The organism is Amycolatopsis sp. NPDC031561 (assembly GCF_055580625.1).
Genome location: NZ_JBVILA010000007.1, coordinates 229625 through 248519, shown reverse-complemented (window position 1 = coordinate 248519; position 18895 = coordinate 229625). Strand labels below are relative to the sequence as shown.

17 protein-coding genes are annotated in these 18895 nt (G+C 69.3%); 11 read left to right on the top strand and 6 right to left on the bottom strand.

The annotated features are described in order from the left end of the window. Positions 1-212: 212 nt before the first annotated feature. The 5 genes from ACZ5IK_RS18000 to proB all read left to right on the top strand — a co-directional run bounded on the left by ACZ5IK_RS18000 (position 213) and on the right by proB (position 6816). Positions 213-3365 carry a translation initiation factor IF-2 N-terminal domain-containing protein gene (locus ACZ5IK_RS18000; RefSeq protein WP_465488690.1) on the top strand — a complete coding sequence of 1051 codons (3153 nt, stop codon included), beginning with the start codon at positions 213-215 and terminating at the stop codon, positions 3363-3365. Between the two features lie 170 nt (positions 3366-3535). Beyond that, on the top strand, positions 3536-3850 hold the full coding sequence (gene rplU / locus ACZ5IK_RS17995) for a 50S ribosomal protein L21 (RefSeq protein ID WP_005158538.1): 315 nt from the start codon (positions 3536-3538) through the stop codon (positions 3848-3850). 38 nt (positions 3851-3888) lie between these two features. Next, on the top strand, positions 3889-4146 hold the full coding sequence (gene rpmA, locus ACZ5IK_RS17990) for a 50S ribosomal protein L27 (protein ID WP_003067129.1): 258 nt from the start codon (positions 3889-3891) through the stop codon (positions 4144-4146). Between the two features lie 106 nt (positions 4147-4252). Further along, positions 4253-5710, top strand: a complete 1458-nt coding sequence (gene obgE, locus ACZ5IK_RS17985) for a GTPase ObgE (protein ID WP_465488689.1) — start codon at positions 4253-4255, stop codon at positions 5708-5710. Then, positions 5707-6816: a glutamate 5-kinase gene (proB, locus tag ACZ5IK_RS17980; protein WP_101606007.1), complete on the top strand. Its 1110-nt coding sequence runs from the start codon at positions 5707-5709 to the stop codon at positions 6814-6816. Before obgE ends, proB begins: the two co-directional genes overlap by 4 nt. Here the strand turns inward: proB and ACZ5IK_RS17975 are convergent. From ACZ5IK_RS17975 to ACZ5IK_RS17965, 3 genes are all read right to left on the bottom strand, one after another. Next, on the bottom strand, positions 6813-7544 hold the full coding sequence (locus ACZ5IK_RS17975; RefSeq protein WP_465488688.1) for a hypothetical protein: 732 nt from the start codon (positions 7542-7544) through the stop codon (positions 6813-6815). The genes proB and ACZ5IK_RS17975 overlap by 4 nt on opposite strands. 2 nt (positions 7545-7546) lie before the next feature. Next, a complete protein-coding gene (locus ACZ5IK_RS17970; protein ID WP_465488687.1) occupies positions 7547-8038 on the bottom strand; it encodes a SigE family RNA polymerase sigma factor in 492 nt (163 codons plus the stop codon). Positions 8039-8131: 93 nt separating this feature from the next. Continuing rightward, entirely contained in the window at positions 8132-8767 is a 636-nt protein-coding gene (locus ACZ5IK_RS17965; RefSeq protein WP_465488686.1) for a TetR/AcrR family transcriptional regulator, read from the bottom strand. An 89-nt stretch (positions 8768-8856) separates the two neighbouring features. Between ACZ5IK_RS17965 and ACZ5IK_RS17960 the strand changes: the two genes are divergently transcribed. Continuing rightward, a complete protein-coding gene (locus ACZ5IK_RS17960; protein WP_465488685.1) occupies positions 8857-10131 on the top strand; it encodes an FAD-dependent oxidoreductase in 1275 nt (424 codons plus the stop codon). Here the strand turns inward: ACZ5IK_RS17960 and argS are convergent. From argS to ACZ5IK_RS17945, 3 genes are all read right to left on the bottom strand, one after another. Then, the gene (argS, locus tag ACZ5IK_RS17955; RefSeq protein ID WP_465488684.1) at positions 10126-11850 is read right to left on the bottom strand and encodes an arginine--tRNA ligase; all 1725 of its coding nucleotides are present in this window, start codon (positions 11848-11850) and stop codon (positions 10126-10128) included. The genes ACZ5IK_RS17960 and argS overlap by 6 nt on opposite strands. A 71-nt stretch (positions 11851-11921) precedes the next feature. Then, positions 11922-13208, bottom strand: a complete 1287-nt coding sequence (locus ACZ5IK_RS17950; protein WP_465488683.1) for an MFS transporter — start codon at positions 13206-13208, stop codon at positions 11922-11924. A 123-nt stretch (positions 13209-13331) separates the two neighbouring features. After that, on the bottom strand, positions 13332-15437 hold the full coding sequence (locus ACZ5IK_RS17945; protein WP_465488682.1) for a RecQ family ATP-dependent DNA helicase: 2106 nt from the start codon (positions 15435-15437) through the stop codon (positions 13332-13334). A gap of 161 nt (positions 15438-15598) precedes the next feature. Here ACZ5IK_RS17945 and nadD point away from each other — a divergent pair, with 161 nt between their 5' ends. The 5 genes from nadD to ACZ5IK_RS17920 are packed head-to-tail and all read left to right on the top strand — an operon-like array spanning position 15599 to position 18853. Further along, positions 15599-16198: a nicotinate-nucleotide adenylyltransferase gene (nadD, locus tag ACZ5IK_RS17940; RefSeq protein ID WP_076166208.1), complete on the top strand. Its 600-nt coding sequence runs from the start codon at positions 15599-15601 to the stop codon at positions 16196-16198. A 54-nt stretch (positions 16199-16252) separates the two neighbouring features. Further along, positions 16253-16657, top strand: a complete 405-nt coding sequence (gene rsfS / locus ACZ5IK_RS17935) for a ribosome silencing factor (protein WP_101606014.1) — start codon at positions 16253-16255, stop codon at positions 16655-16657. Further along, entirely contained in the window at positions 16654-17268 is a 615-nt protein-coding gene (locus tag ACZ5IK_RS17930) for a histidine phosphatase family protein (protein ID WP_465488681.1), read from the top strand. The genes rsfS and ACZ5IK_RS17930 overlap by 4 nt, the downstream gene beginning before the upstream one ends. Positions 17269-17271: 3 nt before the next feature. Continuing rightward, positions 17272-17997, top strand: coding sequence for a diglucosylglycerate octanoyltransferase (gene octT / locus ACZ5IK_RS17925; protein ID WP_465488680.1), 726 nt, complete (start codon positions 17272-17274; stop codon positions 17995-17997). 10 nt (positions 17998-18007) lie between these two features. Further along, positions 18008-18853, top strand: coding sequence for a DegV family protein (locus ACZ5IK_RS17920; RefSeq protein WP_465488679.1), 846 nt, complete (start codon positions 18008-18010; stop codon positions 18851-18853). Positions 18854-18895 lie beyond the last annotated feature (42 nt).

Sequence of the window (18895 nt, the reverse complement as noted above, 5' to 3'; positions counted from 1 at the left end):
GCGGGCGGCCCGATGTCGCGAACGTGGCCAGCGCTCCGCCGAGCAGACCTTCAGCCGTACGCGGCGCCCGGACAATCCCGGCGCCGTCGCGGTGCCGGGCAAGGATTCCCGCTGCTGGTGACCACCACGGCGGAACGAACAGAAAGGGGCCCCTGCGCGGCCGCGTCGAGCCGGTGTGAGCCAGCCGACGCGCCCGGGGGCGGAGGAGATATATGTCGAACGCGGACACACCCGCCGTCACCGGCGGGAATACCGCCACACCCATCGCAGGCCAGCTGGCCGAACTGCCTCCCCGGATCCGGGTGCACGCCCTGGCGAAGCTCTTGGGATCCAACAGCCGTGAACTGATGGCCAAGCTCGGTGAGCTCGGCGAGACCGTCCGCAGCGCGCAGTCCAGCGTCACCCGCGATGTGGCCATCAAGCTCGCCGAGGCCCTCACCGGCGGAGACGAGCCCGAGACCGCCGAAGCGGCCCCGGTCGCCGAGGCTCCCGCAGAAGCTCCTGCCGAGACGCCGAAGGCTCCCGAGCCCGAGGTCAAGGCCGAAGCGAAGCCCGAGGTCAAGCCGGAGCCCGCCCCGCAGGAGGAGGCGCCTTCGAAGCGTGTCCCGCCCGCGTTGGCCGCCCCGGTGACCCCGGAGCAGCCGCAGCGGTCGACCAGGCCGTCGAAGGCCGCCGTGCACGTTCCGGTGTTCGCGGCGCCGTCGCCGGTGTTCCTGCCGCCGGAGCCGGTCGCGGCGAAGCCCGTCCGCAAGCCGGAGCCTGCCTTCACCCCGACCGAAGAGACCGTCACCGACGAGGACGAGACACCGGCCGATCAGGCCGATCACCAGGACGGTGACGACGACGGTGACGACGCCAACGGCCGTCGCCGCCGCCGTCGCGGGCGTCGTGGCCGTGGCCGCGGCAAGGGCGGCGACGAGAACTCGGCCGAGTCCGAGAACGAAGACGAGCAGCCCGAGCCTCCTCGCGGCCGTCAGCCGCGGGGGAAGGACCGGAGCGACAAGAACGAGAAGGACGCAGACGAGGCCGAGTCCGAGACCGCCGAAGAGGCGTCGGCCGCCTCTGATTCAGCGGAGTCCGATTCGGACAATGACGCCGATTCCGACAACGGCAGCAAGCGCCGCCGTCGCCGTCGCCGCCGCAAGGGCGGGGACGACGACAACGCCGAGTCCACCAGCGACGACCCGCCCAACACGGTCGTCCACGTGCGCCAGGCCAAGGCCGCCGAGACCGAGCGTCCCGCGCGGGACGAGGTCCGCAGCGTGCGCGGCTCGACCCGGCTCGAGGCCAAGCGCCAGCGCCGCCGGGACGGCCGCGAGGCGGGCCGCCGCCGCGCGCCGATCCTGTCCGAGGCCGAGTTCCTCGCCCGCCGCGAGTCGGTCGAGCGCACCATGGTCGTCGCCGAGAAGGGCGAGTCCACGCAGATCGGCGTGCTCGAGGACGGCGTCCTGTGCGAGCACTTCGTGACGTCGTCGGGCACCGGCTCGATCGTCGGCAACGTCTACCTGGGCCGCGTGCAGAACGTGCTGCCGTCGATGGAGGCCGCCTTCATCGACATCGGCCGCGGCCGCAACGCCGTGCTCTACGCCGGTGAGGTCGACTGGGACGCCGCCGGTCTCGAGGGCAAGGCCCGCAAGATCGAGCAGGCGCTCTCCACCGGTGACTCCGTGCTGGTCCAGGTCACCAAGGACCCGGTCGGGCACAAGGGCGCCCGGCTGACCACGCAGATCTCGCTGCCCGGCCGCTTCCTGGTCTACGTGCCCGCGGGCGGTGCCACCGGCATCTCGCGGAAGCTCCCGGAGAACGAGCGCCGCCGCCTGAAGGACATCCTCAAGCGCATCGTCCCCGAGGACGCCGGTGTGATCATCCGCACCGCGTCCGAGGGCATCGTCGAGGAAGAGCTGGACCGCGACGTCCGCCGCCTCAAGGCGCAGTGGGACGTCATCAAGGAGAAGGCCGAAGCCGGCAACGGCGGCAAGAAGAACAGCGCCCCGGTCATGCTCTACGAAGAGCCGGACCTGCTGGTCAAGGTCGTGCGCGACCTGTTCACCGAGGACTTCGCGAAGCTGGAGATCCAGGGCGACAAGGCCTGGGACACCATCTACGACTACGTGCAGCACGTGGCGCCGGACCTGGCCGACCGGGTCAAGCGGTACACGGGCACCGGTTCGGCCTTCTCCGACCACCGGATCGACGAGCAGATCACCAAGGCGCTGGACCGCAAGGTCTGGCTGCCCTCGGGTGGCTACCTGGTCATCGACCGCACCGAAGCGATGACGGTCATCGACGTCAACACCGGCAAGTTCACCGGATCGGGTGGCAACCTCGAGGAGACGGTGACCAGGAACAACCTGGAGTCGGCGGAGGAGATCGTCCGCCAGCTCCGGCTCCGGGACATCGGCGGCATCATCGTCATCGACTTCATCGACATGGTGCTCGAATCCAACCGTGAGCTGGTGCTGCGCCGCCTGACCGAATGCCTCGGGCGCGACCGCACCCGGCACCAGGTCGCCGAGGTCACCTCCCTCGGCCTGGTGCAGATGACCCGCAAGAAGATCGGCACCGGGCTGCTCGAGGCCTTCTCGACGCCGTGTGAGCACTGCAAGGGCCGCGGCGTGGTCGTCTCGACCGAACCGCAGCGCACCGGTGGCGGTGGCGGTGGCAACGGTCACAGCCATGGTGGCGGCAGTGGCAGTGGTGGCAGTGGCGGCAGTGGTGGGGGCGGCAAGGAGCAGGGCTCCCGCCGGTCCCGCGGCCGAAACAAGGGCGAAGACCAGGGCCAGAACGAGCCCGTGGCGGCCAAGACCGAGGCTCCGCCGGCTTCCGGCCAGCGCGAGTCGGTGGTTTCGGCGGTCCACGCCGTCGCCAACGCCGCCAAGGCCGCCAAGGGCGAGCACCCGCACGAGGTCACCGAGAACGTCGAAGGCGCCGCGCTCAACGGCCACGCCCCGCAGGCCGCTGAGCCGGCGAAGGAAGCTTCGGAGCCCATCACCGAGGCGACCGTCGAGCAGGCGGCCGAGGCGGCCGCTGAGCCGGTTTCCGAGCCGGTGGCCGAGGCACCCGCGACCGAGCTCGCCGGTGAACCGGTGACGACTCCGGACGACGAGGCTCCGGCCGCGCGCGAAGAAGAGGTCGCCGCAGTCCGGGAATCGAGCCCGGAGCCCGAAGCCCCCGAGGTTCCGGTGACTCCTGAGACCGTTGTGACGGAAGAGGTTTCCGAGCCCGAGGTTCCGGCGGCTCAGGAGGAGACCGAACCCGAGGTGGACGTCCCGGCCCCGGCCGGTCGCTCCACCACCCGCCGTCGTCCGCGACGGACGGCCTCACGGCCGGCCGGTCCCCCGGTCAAGGCGTCGGAAAAGAGCTAGTGAACACCGAGGGGCACCCCGGTGTGATCGCACCGGGGAGCCCCCCGTAACCTGTAGAACGGCCCGCCACTTAGCGGCGGGCACCTTGCGCGGAACATGGACCACCGAGAGAGATCCGGTGGGCCGGTCACGCAAGCCCCCACCCGTTGTCGAGTAAGCAGGAGACTTCCGTGTCGGCGTACGCGATCGTCAAGACTGGCGGCAAGCAGTACAAGGTGGCCGTCGGCGACGTCGTCGAGGTCGAGAAGCTCGAAGGCGAGCCGGGTACCGAGCACACCTTCCCCGCAGTCCTTTTTGTGGACGGTGGCGACGTCACCACGGACGCCGACGCTCTGGCGAAGGTCTCGGTCACCGGCAAGGTCGTCGAGCAGACCAAGGGTCCGAAGATCCGGATCCACAAGTTCAAGAACAAGACCGGCTACCACAAGCGCCAGGGTCACCGGCAGAAGCTGACCCGCGTCGAGGTCACCGGCATCTCCAAGTAGAACTTTCTCCGGATCTTCGTCAGAAAGAGGATTGAGCCATGGCTCACAAGAAGGGTGCGTCCAGCTCCCGCAACGGTCGCGATTCGAACGCGCAGCGACTGGGCGTCAAGCGCTACGGCGGCCAGGAAGTCAACGCGGGCGAGATCTTGATCCGCCAGCGTGGCACCAAGTTCCACCCCGGCGTGAACGTCGGCCGCGGCGGCGACGACACGCTGTTCGCGCTGGCCGCCGGTGCGGTCCAGTTCGGCGAGAAGCGTGGCCGCAAGACGGTCAACATCGTGCCGTCCGAAGCCTGAACCTCGGCTTCTAGTTAGACCTCTGACGAGGGGTGGGCCGGAATATCCGGGCCCACCCCTCGTTTGTTTTATGTATCCCTTTTTCGCGAGTGAATAGAGGCAAGTCATGGCGTCCCGTTTCGTGGACCGCGCGGTGATCCACCTGACCGCCGGTGACGGTGGGAACGGCTGCGCCTCGGTGCACCGCGAGAAGTTCAAGCCCCTCGGCGGCCCGGACGGCGGCAACGGCGGCAACGGCGGCGACGTGCTGCTGATCGTCGATCCGAACGTGCACACGCTGCTCGACTTCCACTTCCGCCCGCACGCCCGCGCCGGCAACGGCAAGATGGGCCAGGGCGGCAACCGCTCCGGCGCGGCGGGCGACACGCTGGAGATGCGCGTCCCGTCGGGCACCGTCGTGATGACCGAGGACGGCGAGATCCTGGCCGACCTGGTCGGCTCCGGAGCCACCTTCATCGCCGCCCAGGGCGGCCGTGGCGGTCTCGGCAACGCGTCGCTGGCCTCCAGCACGCGCAAGGCGCCCGGATTCGCGCTGCTGGGCGAGCCGGGGGAGAGCCGGAACCTCGTCCTGGAACTGCGTTCGGTCGCCGACGTCGGCCTACTCGGCTTCCCGTCCGCGGGCAAGTCTTCGCTGATCTCGGTGCTGTCCGCGGCCAAGCCGAAGATCGCCGACTACCCCTTCACCACCCTGGTGCCGAACCTGGGCGTGATCACCGCCGGGTCGACCGTGTTCACCATGGCCGACGTGCCGGGCCTGATCCCCGGCGCGAGCGAAGGCAAGGGCCTCGGCCTGGACTTCCTGCGCCACATCGAGCGGTGCGCGGTGCTGGTGCACGTCATCGACTGCGCCACCTTCGATCCCGGGCGCGACCCACTGTCCGATCTGGACGCCCTCGAAGAGGAACTGGCCCGCTACACCCCGAGCCTCGGCGGCGACCTCGCCGACCGGCCGCGGGTGGTGGTGCTCAACAAGATCGACGTCCCGGACGCCGCCGAACTCGCCGAGTTCGTCCGCCCGGAGCTGGAAGCCCGCGGGCTCAGTGTGTTCGAGATCTCCACGGCGTCCCGCCAGGGGCTGAAGGAACTGACCTACGCGCTCGCCGCCGTGGTCGAGAAGTACCGCGCCGATCAGCCGGAACCGGAGCCGGAGAAGGTCGTGCTGCGGCCGATGGCCGTCAACGACGCGGGCTTCACCGTCGAGCTCGACCCGGAGGAGGAAGGCGCCTTCATCGTGCGCGGTGTCCGTCCGGAGCGGTGGATCCGCCAGACGACCTTCGCCAACGACGAGGCCGTCGGCTACCTCGCGGACCGGTTGCAGCGCCTCGGCGTCGAGGAAGCGCTGGCCCGCAAGGGAGCCGTGCCGGGCAGCCCGGTCACCATCGGCGACGTCCAGTTCGAATGGGAGCCGTCGACCCCGGCCGGGGTCGCGGTGCACATGTCGGGCCGTGGCACGGATGTGCGGCTGGAGAACAACAGCCGGATCGGTGCCTCCGATCGCAAGGAAGCCCGCCGGATCCGTCGTGACGGCCCGGACGGTGTCGAAGACGAGACGGACGACGAGTGAGCTCTGCCCGTGATGCGATCGCCGGCGCGAAGCGGGTGGTCGTCAAGGTCGGTTCCTCCGCGCTGACCACCGCCGGTGACGGTCTCGACGTGGCCAGGCTGGACGCGCTGGTGGACGCGATCGCCGAGAGGGTCTCTCGCGGCACTCAGATCGTTTTGGTGTCCTCGGGGGCGATCGGCGCGGGACTCGCGCCGCTCGCGCTCGGCAAGCGACCGCGTGACCTGGCCACCCAGCAGGCCGCGGCCAGTGTCGGGCAGCTCGCGCTTGCCCACGCCTACGCCGAGTCGTTCGGCCGGTTTTCCCTGACGGTGGGCCAGGTTCTGCTGACGTCGGACGACGTCGTGCGCCGGGCCCACTATCGCAACGCGCAGAACACGTTCACCCGCTTGCTGGCCCTCGGCGCGGTTCCGGTGGTCAACGAGAACGACACCGTGGCCACCGAAGAGATCCGCTTCGGCGACAACGACCGGCTGGCCGCGCTGGTGGCCCACCTGATCGGCGCCGACGCGCTCGTCCTGCTGTCCGATGTGGACGGTCTGTACGACGGAGACCCCCGTGACGGCGCGACCCGCAAGATCGCCGAGGTCGCCGGGGAGTCCGATGTGGACGGGATCACCGTCGGCATGTCGAGCTCCGGGCTCGGCACCGGCGGCATGGTCTCGAAGCTCGCCGCGGCCCGCACCGCCGCCGGCGCCGGGATCCCGGTCCTGCTCGCCGCCGCTTCCGAAGCCGCACGCGCCCTCACCACCGCCGAGGTCGGCACGGCGTTCGCCGCAGCGGACTCCCGGCTGTCGGCCCGCCGGTTCTGGCTGGGCTACGCCGCGGGCGCGTCCGGGAAACTGCACCTCGACGACGGCGCGGTCTCGGCCGTCGTCCGTCGCCGCCGTTCCCTGCTCGCCGCCGGGATCACCGGCGTCGAAGGGGACTTCCAGGCGGGCGACGTCGTCGACCTGGTCGACCTCCGGCAGCGGACCGTGGCGAGAGGGGTCGTGGCCTTCGACGCGGGCGAACTGCCCGATCTCATCGGCCGCTCCAGCCACGACCTCCCCGCCGAGCAGCGGCGCGAGGTCGTCCACGCGGATGACCTCGTCCCCTTGCGTCGTTAGGGCACCAGGCCCGGGGTCAGGGCGATCTCGCGGAGCTGGGCTTGGGTCAGCGGAGGCAGTTCGCGCTGCCCCGGCGGAAACGGCTGTTCGTCCGTTCCCGCTTCGGTGGAGTTGCTGGAACTGACGACGACGAGTGCCTCCGCGGTGCGATAGGCGGCTTGGTAGATGACGAAGTCAGGGTTGCGGGGCTTCCTGATCGTCGTCTCCACGAGGGTTCCGCCGCGGATCAGGCTCGCCGTGCACGTGGTCGGAGTCGGCTCCTGGACCTCGCAAGCGGTTCCCGCCGAAAGCAGTGTGCCGTCGTTGGTCGCCAGGTCCACGAAGAGCGAACCCGTCCGGTCGCTCACCTCGGCCGACATGACGTAAAGCGTCTTGCCCGTCGCCGGATAGGCCTCCAGTTTGAGCGGGTCCGCCGGGGTGACATAGGTGCGGATCGCCTGGTCGAGCAAGCACTCCAAGCGAGCGGTCACCGCCTTCGGGGTCTCCGTGGATGATTTTTCACCGCAGGGTGAGGTCGAGGCCGGTTCGGCCCGGTCGGGAAGCGTGATGAGTGCGGTTCCCACCGGGAATCCCGCCACGGCCAGCGCGATCACCGCGACGATGGTCGTCAGACGGCGTCGCCGGGACCGCCTGCCCGCGGTGAGCACGCCCTCGCCGGTGAGCCCGATCGGCGGCTCCGCTTCGGTCACGTACTCCTTCAGCGCGGAGCGGACATCGTGGTCTTCCATGACTACTCCTTGCTCGTCGGGGAGGGCAGGACGGCGCGCAGAGCCTCGACCCCGCGGGCGGTCTGGCTTTTGACGGTGCCTTCGGCGATGCCGAGCAACGAGGCGACTTCGGCGACCGAAAGGTCTTCGAGGAAGCGAAGGACGACCATCGCGCGCTGGCGCGGTGTCAGGCCGCTGAGCACCCGTTCGAGGTCGATCCGGTCGTGGCTGTCGTAGCCCGGTGGCGCGGCTCGGTCGGGAGGCGCCGAGGTCACCAGCTCCCGGCCGTGTTTCCGCCTTCGGGAAAGGAAGAGGTTGAGCAGGATCCGGCGGGCGTAGGCGTCGACCGTGTCCGGCCTGATCCGCCGCCAACGCCGGTACAGCTGGATGAACGTGGCCTGCACCAGGTCCTCGGCGCCGTGCCAGTCGCCGCACATGCCGAACGCCAGTCGCCGGAATCGTTGTACGCGGGCCGCGAAGTACTCACTGAAGTCGGCGTCTCTCGTTTGTCCCACACCGGCCACCTCCCCCTCGTCTCACTCTCTCTAGTCCGGAAGGCGTCCGAAAGGTTCAAGTGATTCCGCGGCGGGGGGAGCAAGGGACCTTTGCTATCGCTTCCCGGGATCGGCGAGGTGACCGATGAGCCGTGCCAGCTGCTCGCCGTAGGCCTCCACGAACTCGGCCGACTGGGGATCCTGGCCCGAGACGGCCCGGACGACGCGGGGGAACGCCAGCGTGGCACTGGCCGCGGCCATGAAGATCACCAGCAGGAACGCCGGATCGAGGTCGGCGGGGAAGTCTCCCGCGGCTTGGCGGGCCCGCACGTACTCCACCTGCCGCTCGAGGAAGCCGCGCTGGCCTTCGACGCCGATCGCGTCGGGGGCGCCGTCGGTCAGGTTCTCCCAGAGGAACAGTTTGGCGAGATCGTGGTCCCGGATCCCCGACTGGACGAAGAACCGGATCGACTCCGCGAACGGCATGTCGTGCTCGGAGGCCGCGACGTAGTCGTCGTACATCGTCGCGGTCAGCGCGTTGTAGAGGCCTTCCTTGCCGCCGAAGTAGTACGAGATCAGCTGCTTGTTCACGCCCGCCCTCGCGGCGATCTCGCTGACGCGTGCCGCCGCGTAGCCCTTCGCGCCGAACTCGCTTTTCGCCGCCTCCAAGAGCTGTGTCTTGGTGCGCTCGGGGTCGCGCTGGCGTTCGACGGGGGCGCGACGAGGACTGCGCGGGGCGGCTTCGGACATGGGGTCACCTTAGCCGCTGACTCTTTCAAACGTTTGGTTGACTTTATTATCCGCTTGGTTGATAGTGATCGGCGGAGAGAGGAGATCCCATGACCACGAGGATCGCGATCATCGGCGGCGGCACGGGTGGGCTCTGCCTGGCGCACGGGCTGCGCAAGGCAGGGGCCGACGTGTCCGTCCACGAGCGCAGCCGAACCAGGACCGAGCGGCTGCAGGGCTATCGCGTGCACATCAATCCGCAGGGTTCGGCCGCGCTGCACGAATGCCTGCCATCCGAACTCTGGGAACGGTTCCTGGCGATGACCGGCACCACGGGCGGGGAGTTCAGCTTCGTGACCGAGCGGTTGAAAGACCTGATGGTGATCGACAGCGAATTGACCTGGAGCCCGGATCCCGCGTCGAACCACCACTCGGTCAGCCGGATCAGCCTGCATCAGGTGCTGTCCGACGGGCTCGACGGAGTTCTGCACCACGGCAAGGAGTTCGTCGGCTACCGCCGTGAAGGGGAGGTGGTCGTCTGCGAGTTCGCCGACGGGAGCACCGTCGAGGCCGATCTGGTCATCGGCGCGGACGGGGCCAATTCCCGGGTGCGCAGACAGTTTCTTCCCGAAGCCGAACGGGTGGACACCGGGATCGTCGCGATCGCGGGCAAGCATCCGCTGACCGCCGAGACCCGGGAACGCCTGCCCGTCAGGCTCACCGACGGCCCGAGTCTGGTGATGCCACGCGCCGGCACGGGACTGTTCAGCGCGCCGCACGAGCTGGACGGCACCGCGTCGGTCAATGACGAGACCGCGAGTTACGACCCCGTCCTGTTCGACAACACGTCGAGCTACATCATGTGGGCTTTCGCCGCGGACAACCGGCGTTACCCGGACGGTGTGTCCTCATTGGACAGTGAAGCTCTGCGGGCTCTCGTGCTGGACCTGATCGACGGCTGGGATCCCGCGTTCAAGGAACTGGTCGCCGGCTCGCCCGCGGGCTCGGTGTCCCGGTTGCCGGTCTTCACGTCGAAGCCCGTCGCGCCGTGGCCGACGAGCAACATCACCCTGCTCGGCGACGCGATCCACAGCATGACGCCGTTCCGCGGCATCGGCGCGAACACCGCGCTCCGGGACGCGCGCCTGTTGAGCCGCAACCTCGTCGCGGCGCGCGAGACCGACGACGTGCGCACCGCGGTCGCCGACTACGAACGGCAGATGCGGGACTACGGCTTCGCGGCGGTGCGCGATTCGGAACGCAGCGCGCGCCAGTTCGTGTCGGAGAACCGGGTGGGCCGCGCGATGGCACGGGGGATGTTCCGCCTCTTCCAGGCCGTCCCTCCGTTGAAGCGCAAGGCCTTCAGTGATCAGGGCACCTCATAGCCTGGCGGGAGTGGAGATGCCCAGCAGGGACAGACCCAGCGCCAGCGTCTTCGCGGTGAGTTCGGCCAGCAGCAGGCGCGAATCGCGGAGGCCGGGTCCTTCCGCGCCCAGCACCGGGCACTGTTCGTAGAACCGCGAGAACACGACAGCGGTTTCGTAGAGGTACGTGCACAGTTTGTGGGGAAGATACCCGGTGGTCGCGGCGCCGATCGCCTCGGGAAAGCGGGTCAAGGCGAGCGCCAGTGCCCGCTCGGCGGGATGGCCGAGCAGGATCCGCGCACCGATGAGATCCTGATCCGCCTTCGCCAGCACGGAACGGATCCGCGCGTGGGCGTACTGCAGATAGACCGAGGTGTTCCCGTTCTTGGAGAGCATCCGCTCCCAGGAGAAGACGTAGTCACGCTCACGATCGCCGGAAAGATCGGCGTACTTGATCGCGCCGATCCCGATCGCCCTGGCGACCTCGTCCCTGACCCCGGGGGAGAGGTCGCCCCGGTCTTCGAGCACTTCGGCGGCATGGGAAACGGCTTCGGCGAGCAGATCGGAAAGCCGGACCGACTCGCCGGCCCGGGTCTTCATGGCCCGGCCGTCTTCTCCCAGCACCGAGCCGAACCCGAGGTGCTCGGCCCGGTGCTCCTCGCGGAGCCAGCCGGCGGCCCGGCAGACGGCGAACACCATCGCGAAGTGCTGTGCTTGCGGCGCTCCGACCACGTAGAGCAGATCGGTGACCTCCCGCTGTTCCGTCCAGTACCGCAGGGTCGCGAGATCGGTGGCCGCGTAGCCGTAACCGCCGTCGCGCTTGCGCACGATGAGCGGCAGCGGATCGCCTTCCCGGTTGCGGAAGCCGTCAGGGAAGACGCAGACGGCGCCGTCACTGATCTCGGTCAGCCCGGCGGCGGTCAGCTCGTCCACGACCGCGGCGAGAAACGGGTTGTAGAAGCTCTCGCCGTAGACGTCCGCGCTCGAGAGGCCGATCCCGAGGAGTTCGTAGACCTGGGTGAAATGCCTTGTCGACTCGTCGACCAGATGCCGCCACAACGACAAGGTCTCTTCGTCGCCACTTTGCAGGAGGACCACACGCTCCCTCGACCGGGTCGCGAAGTCTTCGTCCGCCTCGAATTTCGACCGGGCGGCCCGATAGAAGCCGTTGAGGTCTCCGATCGTGTACGGGCCCTCCGGGCGCTCGTCGAGCAGATGCTCGATCAGCATGCCGAACGGGGTACCCCAGTCGCCGAGATGGTTGTGCGGGATGACGTCGTGGCCCGCGAACCGCAGCAGCCGCGCGATAGCGTCGCCGATGACCGTGGGCCGGAGGTGTCCGGCGTGCATCTCCTTCGCCACGTTCGGGCTGCTGTAGTCGATGGCGATCCGCCGCGGTCGCGGCGTTGCCACGGCGCCCAGCCGCGGGTCACCGTTGAGCGCGGTCGTCCGGTCTTCCAGCCAGGACGAGCGCAGCGTGAAGTTGAGGAAACCCGGCCCCGCGATCTCCGGCGGCTCGGCGAGATCGGCGACATCCAGGTGCAGCGCGATGTCGGCGGCGATCTCCCTCGGCGGCTTGCCGAGCCGTTTGCCGAGGCTCATCGCGAGATCGCACTGGTAGTCGACCCCGCTCCGAGAGGAGACCCGGACCAGCACGGCAGGCGGCTCGATGTCGGTGACGTGGCGAAGGGCCTCCACCACGCGTCGCGCCAATTCCTCGCTCACATCGCCGAACAACACGGTGCCCCTCCTTCACGCTCGTCGTAGGAGCGCGAGGGTAGCCACCAGCCGCGTCGTGGGCGACGGAGTTTTCAGCGCAGGTCGCTGCCCTTGGTTTCCGGCAGGGTCCGGATGACGAAGAACGCGATCGCCGCACCGGCGGCCACGTACCAGAAGAACAGCGTCGACAACCCGGCGTCGGACAGCGCGGTGAGCACCAGGGGAGCGGTGCCGCCGAACAGCGCGACGGTCAGGTTGTACCAGGCGCCGATGCCCAGACCGCGCAGCTCGGTGGGGAACAGCTCGCTCATGATCGCGGGCGCGATCGACGTCATCGCCGTGTACAGGCAAAGTCCGACGCAGAACACGACCAGCAGCCCCGGCAGCCCCGGCCTGACCAAAGTGGACAGTGGGACGATGAGGATCGCGGTCGCCGCCGCCCAGACGAGCAGCTGCGGTTTGCGGCCGAAGCGGTCCGACAGCGCGCCCATCGGGTATTGGAGCGCGACGAACAACGCCGTCGCGATCGACAACGCGAGGAACACGTCGACGTCGTCGGCCTTGCGGGTCTTGACCGCGAACGAGGTCAGGGCGCTGAAGAACGTGTAATAGCAAAGGGTCGACAGCATCGAGAAGCCCACGAGCTGCACGACCGCGCGCGGGTGCTCGCGCAGAGTGGTGCGCAGCGGTCGCTCGACCCGGCGCGCGGTGGACTTCTTCTCTTCGAAGATCTCGGTTTCGACGAGGCTGCGCCGGAGCCACAAGCCGATGATGCCGAGAACTCCGCCGAGCAGGAACGGGATCCGCCAGCCGTACGCGGTCAGGTCCGCTTTGGACATCGTCCGCGCGAGCACGAAACCGAGGATCGAGGCGATCAGCACGGCGGAACCGGTCGAGATGTAGAAGAAGGCCGAGTATCGCCCGCGACGGGAAGGCGGCGCGATCTCACCCAAGTACGCCGAAGCGTTGGAGACCTCGCCGCCGAGTGACAGTCCCTGCGCCACCCTCGCCAGCAGCAACAGGATCGGGGCCAGCCAGCCGACCTGATCGAACGTCGGCAGGAGCCCGATGGCCACCGAACCGCCCGCCATCAGCACGATGGTCAGGATCATCGCCGGCTTCCGGCCCCTGATGTCGGCGAAGCGGCCGAGCAACATGCCGCCGAGCGGCCGGAAGAAGAACGCCAGCGCGTACGTGGCGAAGGTGTTGATCAACGCCAGGGCTTCGTTGCCCTTCGGAAAGAACTCGCTGGCGAAGTAGATGCTGAAGGTCGCGTAGATGGTCCAGTCGAACCACTCGAGCGCGTTCCCGACACTGGCGGCGAACAGTTTCTTCACCGGGAGCCGATGCCCCAGCCGCTCCGTCGGTGCGTCCGCCATCGGTACCTCCGTACTCGCGCGTGGACGGAACCTTGCCAGAAAGTCCCCGTGCGGGAAAGAACCTGTCGAATGCCGGGATCGGTTCGTGGTCGCCGGGGTGTCTTCCGGCTTACGGCTCCTGGGTCACGAGGTGCTGGCGAGAGCGAACGGCAAGACGGCACGGGCCCCGGCCTGGCGCAGCAGGCGTACGGACAGGGTCACCGTCCACCCGGTGTCGATCAGGTCGTCGACCAGCAGGATCGGGCCTTCGGCCGCGGCGACCCTGGCGGCGAGTTCCTCGGGAAGGCTGAGCCGCTTCCACAGGTCGGCCAGTCGTTGCGCGCTGTTCGCCTGACGCGGAGGCGGCCCCGCGGAGGTGATGGCGCCCAGATATTCCAGCCGTCCGATCGAGGCCAGCTTCGTCGCCAGACTGTGGACCAGCTGAGGCCGGGTGGCGGACGGCACCTCCACCACCGCGACCGGGCGCTCCGTCCACTGCCAGCCCTTGAGTACCTCGATACAGGCCTGGAAGACCGGATCGGGGAGTTCGGCGTCCGCCGCGGACGGGCCGACGAGTTCGCGCAGCCGGGTGCCCCAGCCGACGTCGGTCACCCGGCCGACGACCTGGCCGGTTTCGGCCTGTTCTCCGGCGGGCAGCCGTCCGGACAACGGGACGTCCAGTCCGGCCATCCCGGTCGGCCACATCTTCCGGGGCGCGACCTCGACCCCCGGGCGGCGCAGCCGTTGCCGGGTGGCGTCGACGACGTCTTCGGAAATAGTGGTGTCCCAATGCTTTCCGGTGCAGTTGTCGCACCGTCCGCAAGGCGTCGCCTCCGGATCGTCCAGCTGCTTTCGCAGGTACTCCATCCGGCAGCCGGTGGTTTCGAGGTAGGCGAGCATTGCGTTCTGCTCGTTGGTCCGTGCCGCGCTCACCCGCGCGTAGCGTTCCTTGTCGTAGCGCCACTCTTCGCCGGTGCCTTCCCAGCCGCCCTTCACCCGGCGGACGGCGCCGTCGACGTCCAGCACCTTGAGGACCATCTCCAGCCGCGAACGGGAAAGCTCGACGAACGGTTCGAGCGCGGGTGTCGACAGTGGACGGTCCGCGTACGCCAGTGCGTTGAGCACCTGCGTCACCCGTAGTTCGTCCGGGAACGCCAGCGAGCCGAAGTACGCCCAGATGTCCTTGTCCTCGTGGCCGGGCAACAGGATCACCTCGGCGCGATCGACACCACGTCCGGCACGGCCGACCTGCTGGTAGTACGCGATCGGCGAGGACGGTGCGCCGAGGTGGACGACGAATCCCAGGTCCGGCTTGTCGAATCCCATGCCCAGTGCCGAAGTGGCGACCAGCGCCTTGACGTTGTTGTTCAGCAGGTCGTCTTCGGCCGCCTGCCGGTCCGCCGGATCGGTCTTGCCGGTGTACGCGGCGACGGGGTAACCGCGCTCCGTCAGCAGTCCCGCCACGTCGTGCGCGGCCGCGACGGTGAGCGTGTAGATGATCCCGGAGCCCGGCAGTTCTTCCAGATGTTCGGCCAGCCAGGCGAGCCGCGCTTGCGAAGTCGGCAGCTTGGCCACCGACAGGTGGAGGCTTTCGCGGTCCAGGGTCCCGCGCAGGACGAGGGTGCCGCCCCCGTTGCCGATGCCGAGTTGCTCGGCGACGTCGGTCGCCACCCGGTCGTTCGCGGTCGCGGTGGTGGCGAGCACCGGGACACCCTCGGGCAGGTCCTTCAGCAGTGTCCGCAGCCGCCGGTAGTCCGGCCGGAAGTCGTGGCCCCAGTCCGAGATGCAGTGCGCCTCGTCGACCACGAGCAGACCGGCGCTCGCGGTCAGCTTCGGCAGGACGGTGTCGCGGAAGTCGGGGTTGTTCAGCCGTTCCGGGCTGACCAGGAGGACGTCGACCTCGCCTGCCGCGATCGCGGCCTGGACCTGATCCCACTCCTGCGGGTTCGCGGAGTTCATCGTCACCGCGCGGATGCCCGCCCTCGCGGCCGCGGAGATCTGGTTGCGCATCAGCGCCAGGAGCGGCGAGATGATCACGGTCGGGCCTTCGCCGCGTTCCCTCAGCAACGCTGTCGCCAGGAAGTACACCGCCGACTTCCCCCAGCCGGTGCGCTGGACGACGAGCGCGCGACGGCGGTGCGCGACCAGCGCCTCGATCGCCGTCCACTGGTCTTCGCGCAGCCGGGCGCCATCGCCCGCCAATGCCCGGAGGAGGGTCTCGGCGCGGTCCCGGAGAGTCGATGTGTCCACGTCCCCACCTCTACCCCATGCCACCGACGAAGTCGCGATCGGCATGTCGTGAACGGACCGTTCATCCATGGAACCGAGGGTAATGTGATCCAGATCACGCCCGGTCGGTGGGTCCGGCGACCCGAGCGTGGAGCCTCGTGCGGTGTATAGGCTCACGACCCATGTCACCACGCAGGATCGGGGTCATGGGCGGCACCTTCGACCCCGTGCACCACGGACACCTCGTCGCGGCCAGTGAGGTCCAGTCCCGGTTCGCGCTCGACGAGGTCATCTTCGTGCCCACCGGCCAGCCGTGGCAGAAGTCCGACAGGGTCGTCACGCGGGCCGAGGACCGCTACCTGATGACCGTGATCGCGACGGCGTCCAACCCCGTGTTCTCGGTCAGCCGGGTCGACATCGACCGCGTCGGGCAGACCTACACCGTCGACACGCTGCGCGATCTGCGCGCGGAATACCCGGACGACCAGCTGTTCTTCATCACCGGTGCGGACGCGCTCGAACAGATCCTCACCTGGCGCAACGCCGACGAGCTGTTCGATCTGGCGCATTTCATCGGCGTCACCAGGCCCGGCTACCGGCTCAATTCGCAGCATCTGCCGAGCGGCAAGGTGAGCCTGGTCGAGGTGACCGCGATGGCGATCTCGTCCACCGCCTGCCGCGAACGGGTCGAAGGCGGGGAACCCGTCTGGTACCTCGTCCCCGACGGTGTGGTGCGCTACATCGCCAAAAAGGACCTCTATCGCAAGGACCGCCGTGGCTGACCGGGTACTCTCGTCGGGCGCACCTGCGAGTAAAGCCATCTTTTGAGGAGAACTGTGACAGCCACGTCCGAGGCACGAGAGCTGGCCGTAGCGGCCGCCCATGCGGCGGCGGACAAGAAGGCGAGCGACGTGGTCGTGCTGGACGTGTCCGACCAGCTGGTCATCACCGACGCCTTCGTGATCGCGTCCGCGCCCAACGAGCGACTGGTCGGCGCGATCGTCGACAACGTCGAGGAGCAGCTGCGGCTCGGCGGGCACAAGCCGGTCCGCCGCGAAGGCGCCCGCGAAGGCCGCTGGGTCCTGCTGGACTACGTCGACGTCGTCATCCATGTCCAGCACCAGGAGGAGCGTTCCTTCTACGGTCTCGAGCGGCTCTGGAAGGACTGCCCTCGTATCGAGGTCGCCGGTCTCACCATGCCGGATCAGGAGGACCCCGCCGACGCGCAAGGCGCCTCGTGAGTCCGCGGCGCCTGGTGCTCTGGCGCCACGGCGAGACCGACTACAACGCGGCGGGCCGGATGCAAGGGCATCTGGACTCCGCGCTGACGCCGGTCGGCTGGAACCAGGCCAGGTTCGCCGTACCCGCACTCGCCCGGTTTTCACCCGACCTGGTGATCGCTTCGGATCTTCGCCGCGCGACCGACACGGCCACCGTGCTCACGGAGGCCATCGGCGTCCCCCTGCGGATCGACAAGCGCCTGCGGGAAACCCATCTGGGTGAATGGCAGGGTTTCACCGGCCAGCAGGTCGACGAAGCGTACCCCGGGGAACGCGCACGCTGGCGGGTCGACGCGACCTGGGCGCCGCCGGGCGGCGAGTCGCGGGTGGACGTCGCGGAACGCGCGTTGGAGGTCGTCGCGGATCTGGACCAGGCCAATTCCGACGCCGGCGACGCCGTCCTGCTGGCCACGCACGGCGGCCTGATCATCGCGCTGACCGCGAAGCTGCTCGGCCTGCCGGTCCCGTCCTGGCCGTCGCTGGGCGGGATCGCGAACTGCCACTGGGTCGAGCTGGCCCGGCGTGACGGCAACTGGCGCTTGGCCGCCTACAACGCGGGAATCACCGGCTGATCCATGGCCCCGCGCCTCTTGGTGTTCGGCGATTCCCTCAGCTTCCACGGCCCGGACGGCCCGCTCGCCGCCGACGACGCGCGCCTGTGGCCCAATATCGCCGCCGAAGCGCTCGGTGGCGATGCGGACCTCGTCGCCGGGTTCGGCTGGAACGCCCGTGACGCCTGGTGGTCCCTGACCGGCGATCCGCGGGTCTGGGCCGACCTCCACCACGTCGACGCCGTGGTGCTGGCCATCGGAAGCATGGACACCCTGCCTTCGCCGTTGCCCACCTATCTGCGGACCGGGCTGCGCTACCTGCGACCCGACCAGCTGCGGCGGGTGGTGCGCAAGACGTATCTGGCGGCCCAGCCACGGCTCGCCGTCGCCTTCCGGGGACGTCCGGCGGTCCTTCCGGCGAAGCTGACCGTCCGCTATCTCGACGAGGCCGTCGGAGCCCTGCGGGTGCTGCGACCGGACCTGCCGATCTTCGGCATGCTGCCGTCCGTGCACCGGTCCGACTCCTACGGCCGCGTCCACACCGCCCGTTCCGGTGCCGCCGCGGCCATGGCCGCTTGGGGGCGCCGCGCGGACGTCCCGCTCCTCGATCTCGCGGCCGTCGTCGGCGATCACGTGCTGAGCGGCCGGGGCAATCCGGACGGGATGCACTGGGGCTGGGAAGGACATGCCGCCGTCGGCGCGGAAATGGCCCGCCTGATGGCCCCGGTGCTGCGCCCCGCGGCAACGTAGGCTGACTGCCGTGTCGGTCGCCGTAGTCACGGATTCCACCGCCCACCTGCCGGAAGGCTTCGCCGAACGGAACGGGATCCGGGTGGTCCCGCTGCACGTCCTCGTGGACGGCGTCGTGTTCCTCGACGGCGTCGAAATGGGCCCCGCGGCCTTGGCCGAAGCGCTCGGCAAACGCAGCATGGTGACGACGTCCCGGCCGACCCCCGCCGAGTTCGTCAAGGAGTTCCGCGCGGCGCTGGCCGAAGGCGCGGACGCCGTCGTGTCGGTCCATCTGTCCCGTGAGTTGTCCGGGACCTGGGAAGCGGCGGTGCTCGCGGCCCAGGAGGTCGGGCCGGACAAGGTGCGCGTCGTCGATTCGCGCAGCACCGCGATGGGACTCGGTTTCGCCGCCCTGCGAGCGGCGAGCGCCGCCGCGGACGGGGCCGATCCGGCCGAGGTGGAGGCCGCCGCGGTCGACGCGGTGAGCCGCTCGGAGACCTTGTTCGCCGTCGAGACCCTCGAATACCTGCGCCGTGGCGGGCGGATCGGCCCGGCGGCGGCCCTGCTCGGCACGGCGCTCGCGGTGAAACCGGTGCTCCACATGTCCGAGGGCAAGATCCAGCCGCTGGAAAAGGTGCGGACGATGAACCGCGCGGTGGCGCGACTGGTCGAACTCGCCGTGAAAGCGGCGGACGGCGGACTCGCCGACATCGCCGTCCACCACCTGGCCTCGCCGGAACGCGCCGTCGAACTGGCCAACCGGCTGGAAGAGTCCATCGACTGCCCGGAGGGGTGCGTGGTGTCGGAGATCGGCGCCGTCATCGGGGCCCACACCGGTCCAGGCGTGCTCGGTGTCGTGATCCAGCGGGTGGGTTAGGGAAACCCGCCACCATCCCACACGGCCCCGACGGAAACCGGT

What these genes read in the sequence shown, in the direction of transcription:
- ACZ5IK_RS18000 (WP_465488690.1), top strand. Translation starts at nt 213, where the DNA reads ATGTCGAACGCGGACACACCCGCCGTCACCGGCGGGAATACCGCCACA.
- rpmA (WP_003067129.1), top strand. Translation starts at nt 3,889, where the DNA reads ATGGCTCACAAGAAGGGTGCGTCCAGCTCCCGCAACGGTCGCGATTCG.
- obgE (WP_465488689.1), top strand. Translation starts at nt 4,253, where the DNA reads ATGGCGTCCCGTTTCGTGGACCGCGCGGTGATCCACCTGACCGCCGGT.
- ACZ5IK_RS17975 (WP_465488688.1), bottom strand. Translation starts at nt 7,544, where the DNA reads ATGGAAGACCACGATGTCCGCTCCGCGCTGAAGGAGTACGTGACCGAA.
- ACZ5IK_RS17965 (WP_465488686.1), bottom strand. Translation starts at nt 8,767, where the DNA reads ATGTCCGAAGCCGCCCCGCGCAGTCCTCGTCGCGCCCCCGTCGAACGC.
- ACZ5IK_RS17960 (WP_465488685.1), top strand. Translation starts at nt 8,857, where the DNA reads ATGACCACGAGGATCGCGATCATCGGCGGCGGCACGGGTGGGCTCTGC.
- ACZ5IK_RS17950 (WP_465488683.1), bottom strand. Translation starts at nt 13,208, where the DNA reads ATGGCGGACGCACCGACGGAGCGGCTGGGGCATCGGCTCCCGGTGAAG.
- nadD (WP_076166208.1), top strand. Translation starts at nt 15,599, where the DNA reads ATGTCACCACGCAGGATCGGGGTCATGGGCGGCACCTTCGACCCCGTG.
- octT (WP_465488680.1), top strand. Translation starts at nt 17,272, where the DNA reads ATGGCCCCGCGCCTCTTGGTGTTCGGCGATTCCCTCAGCTTCCACGGC.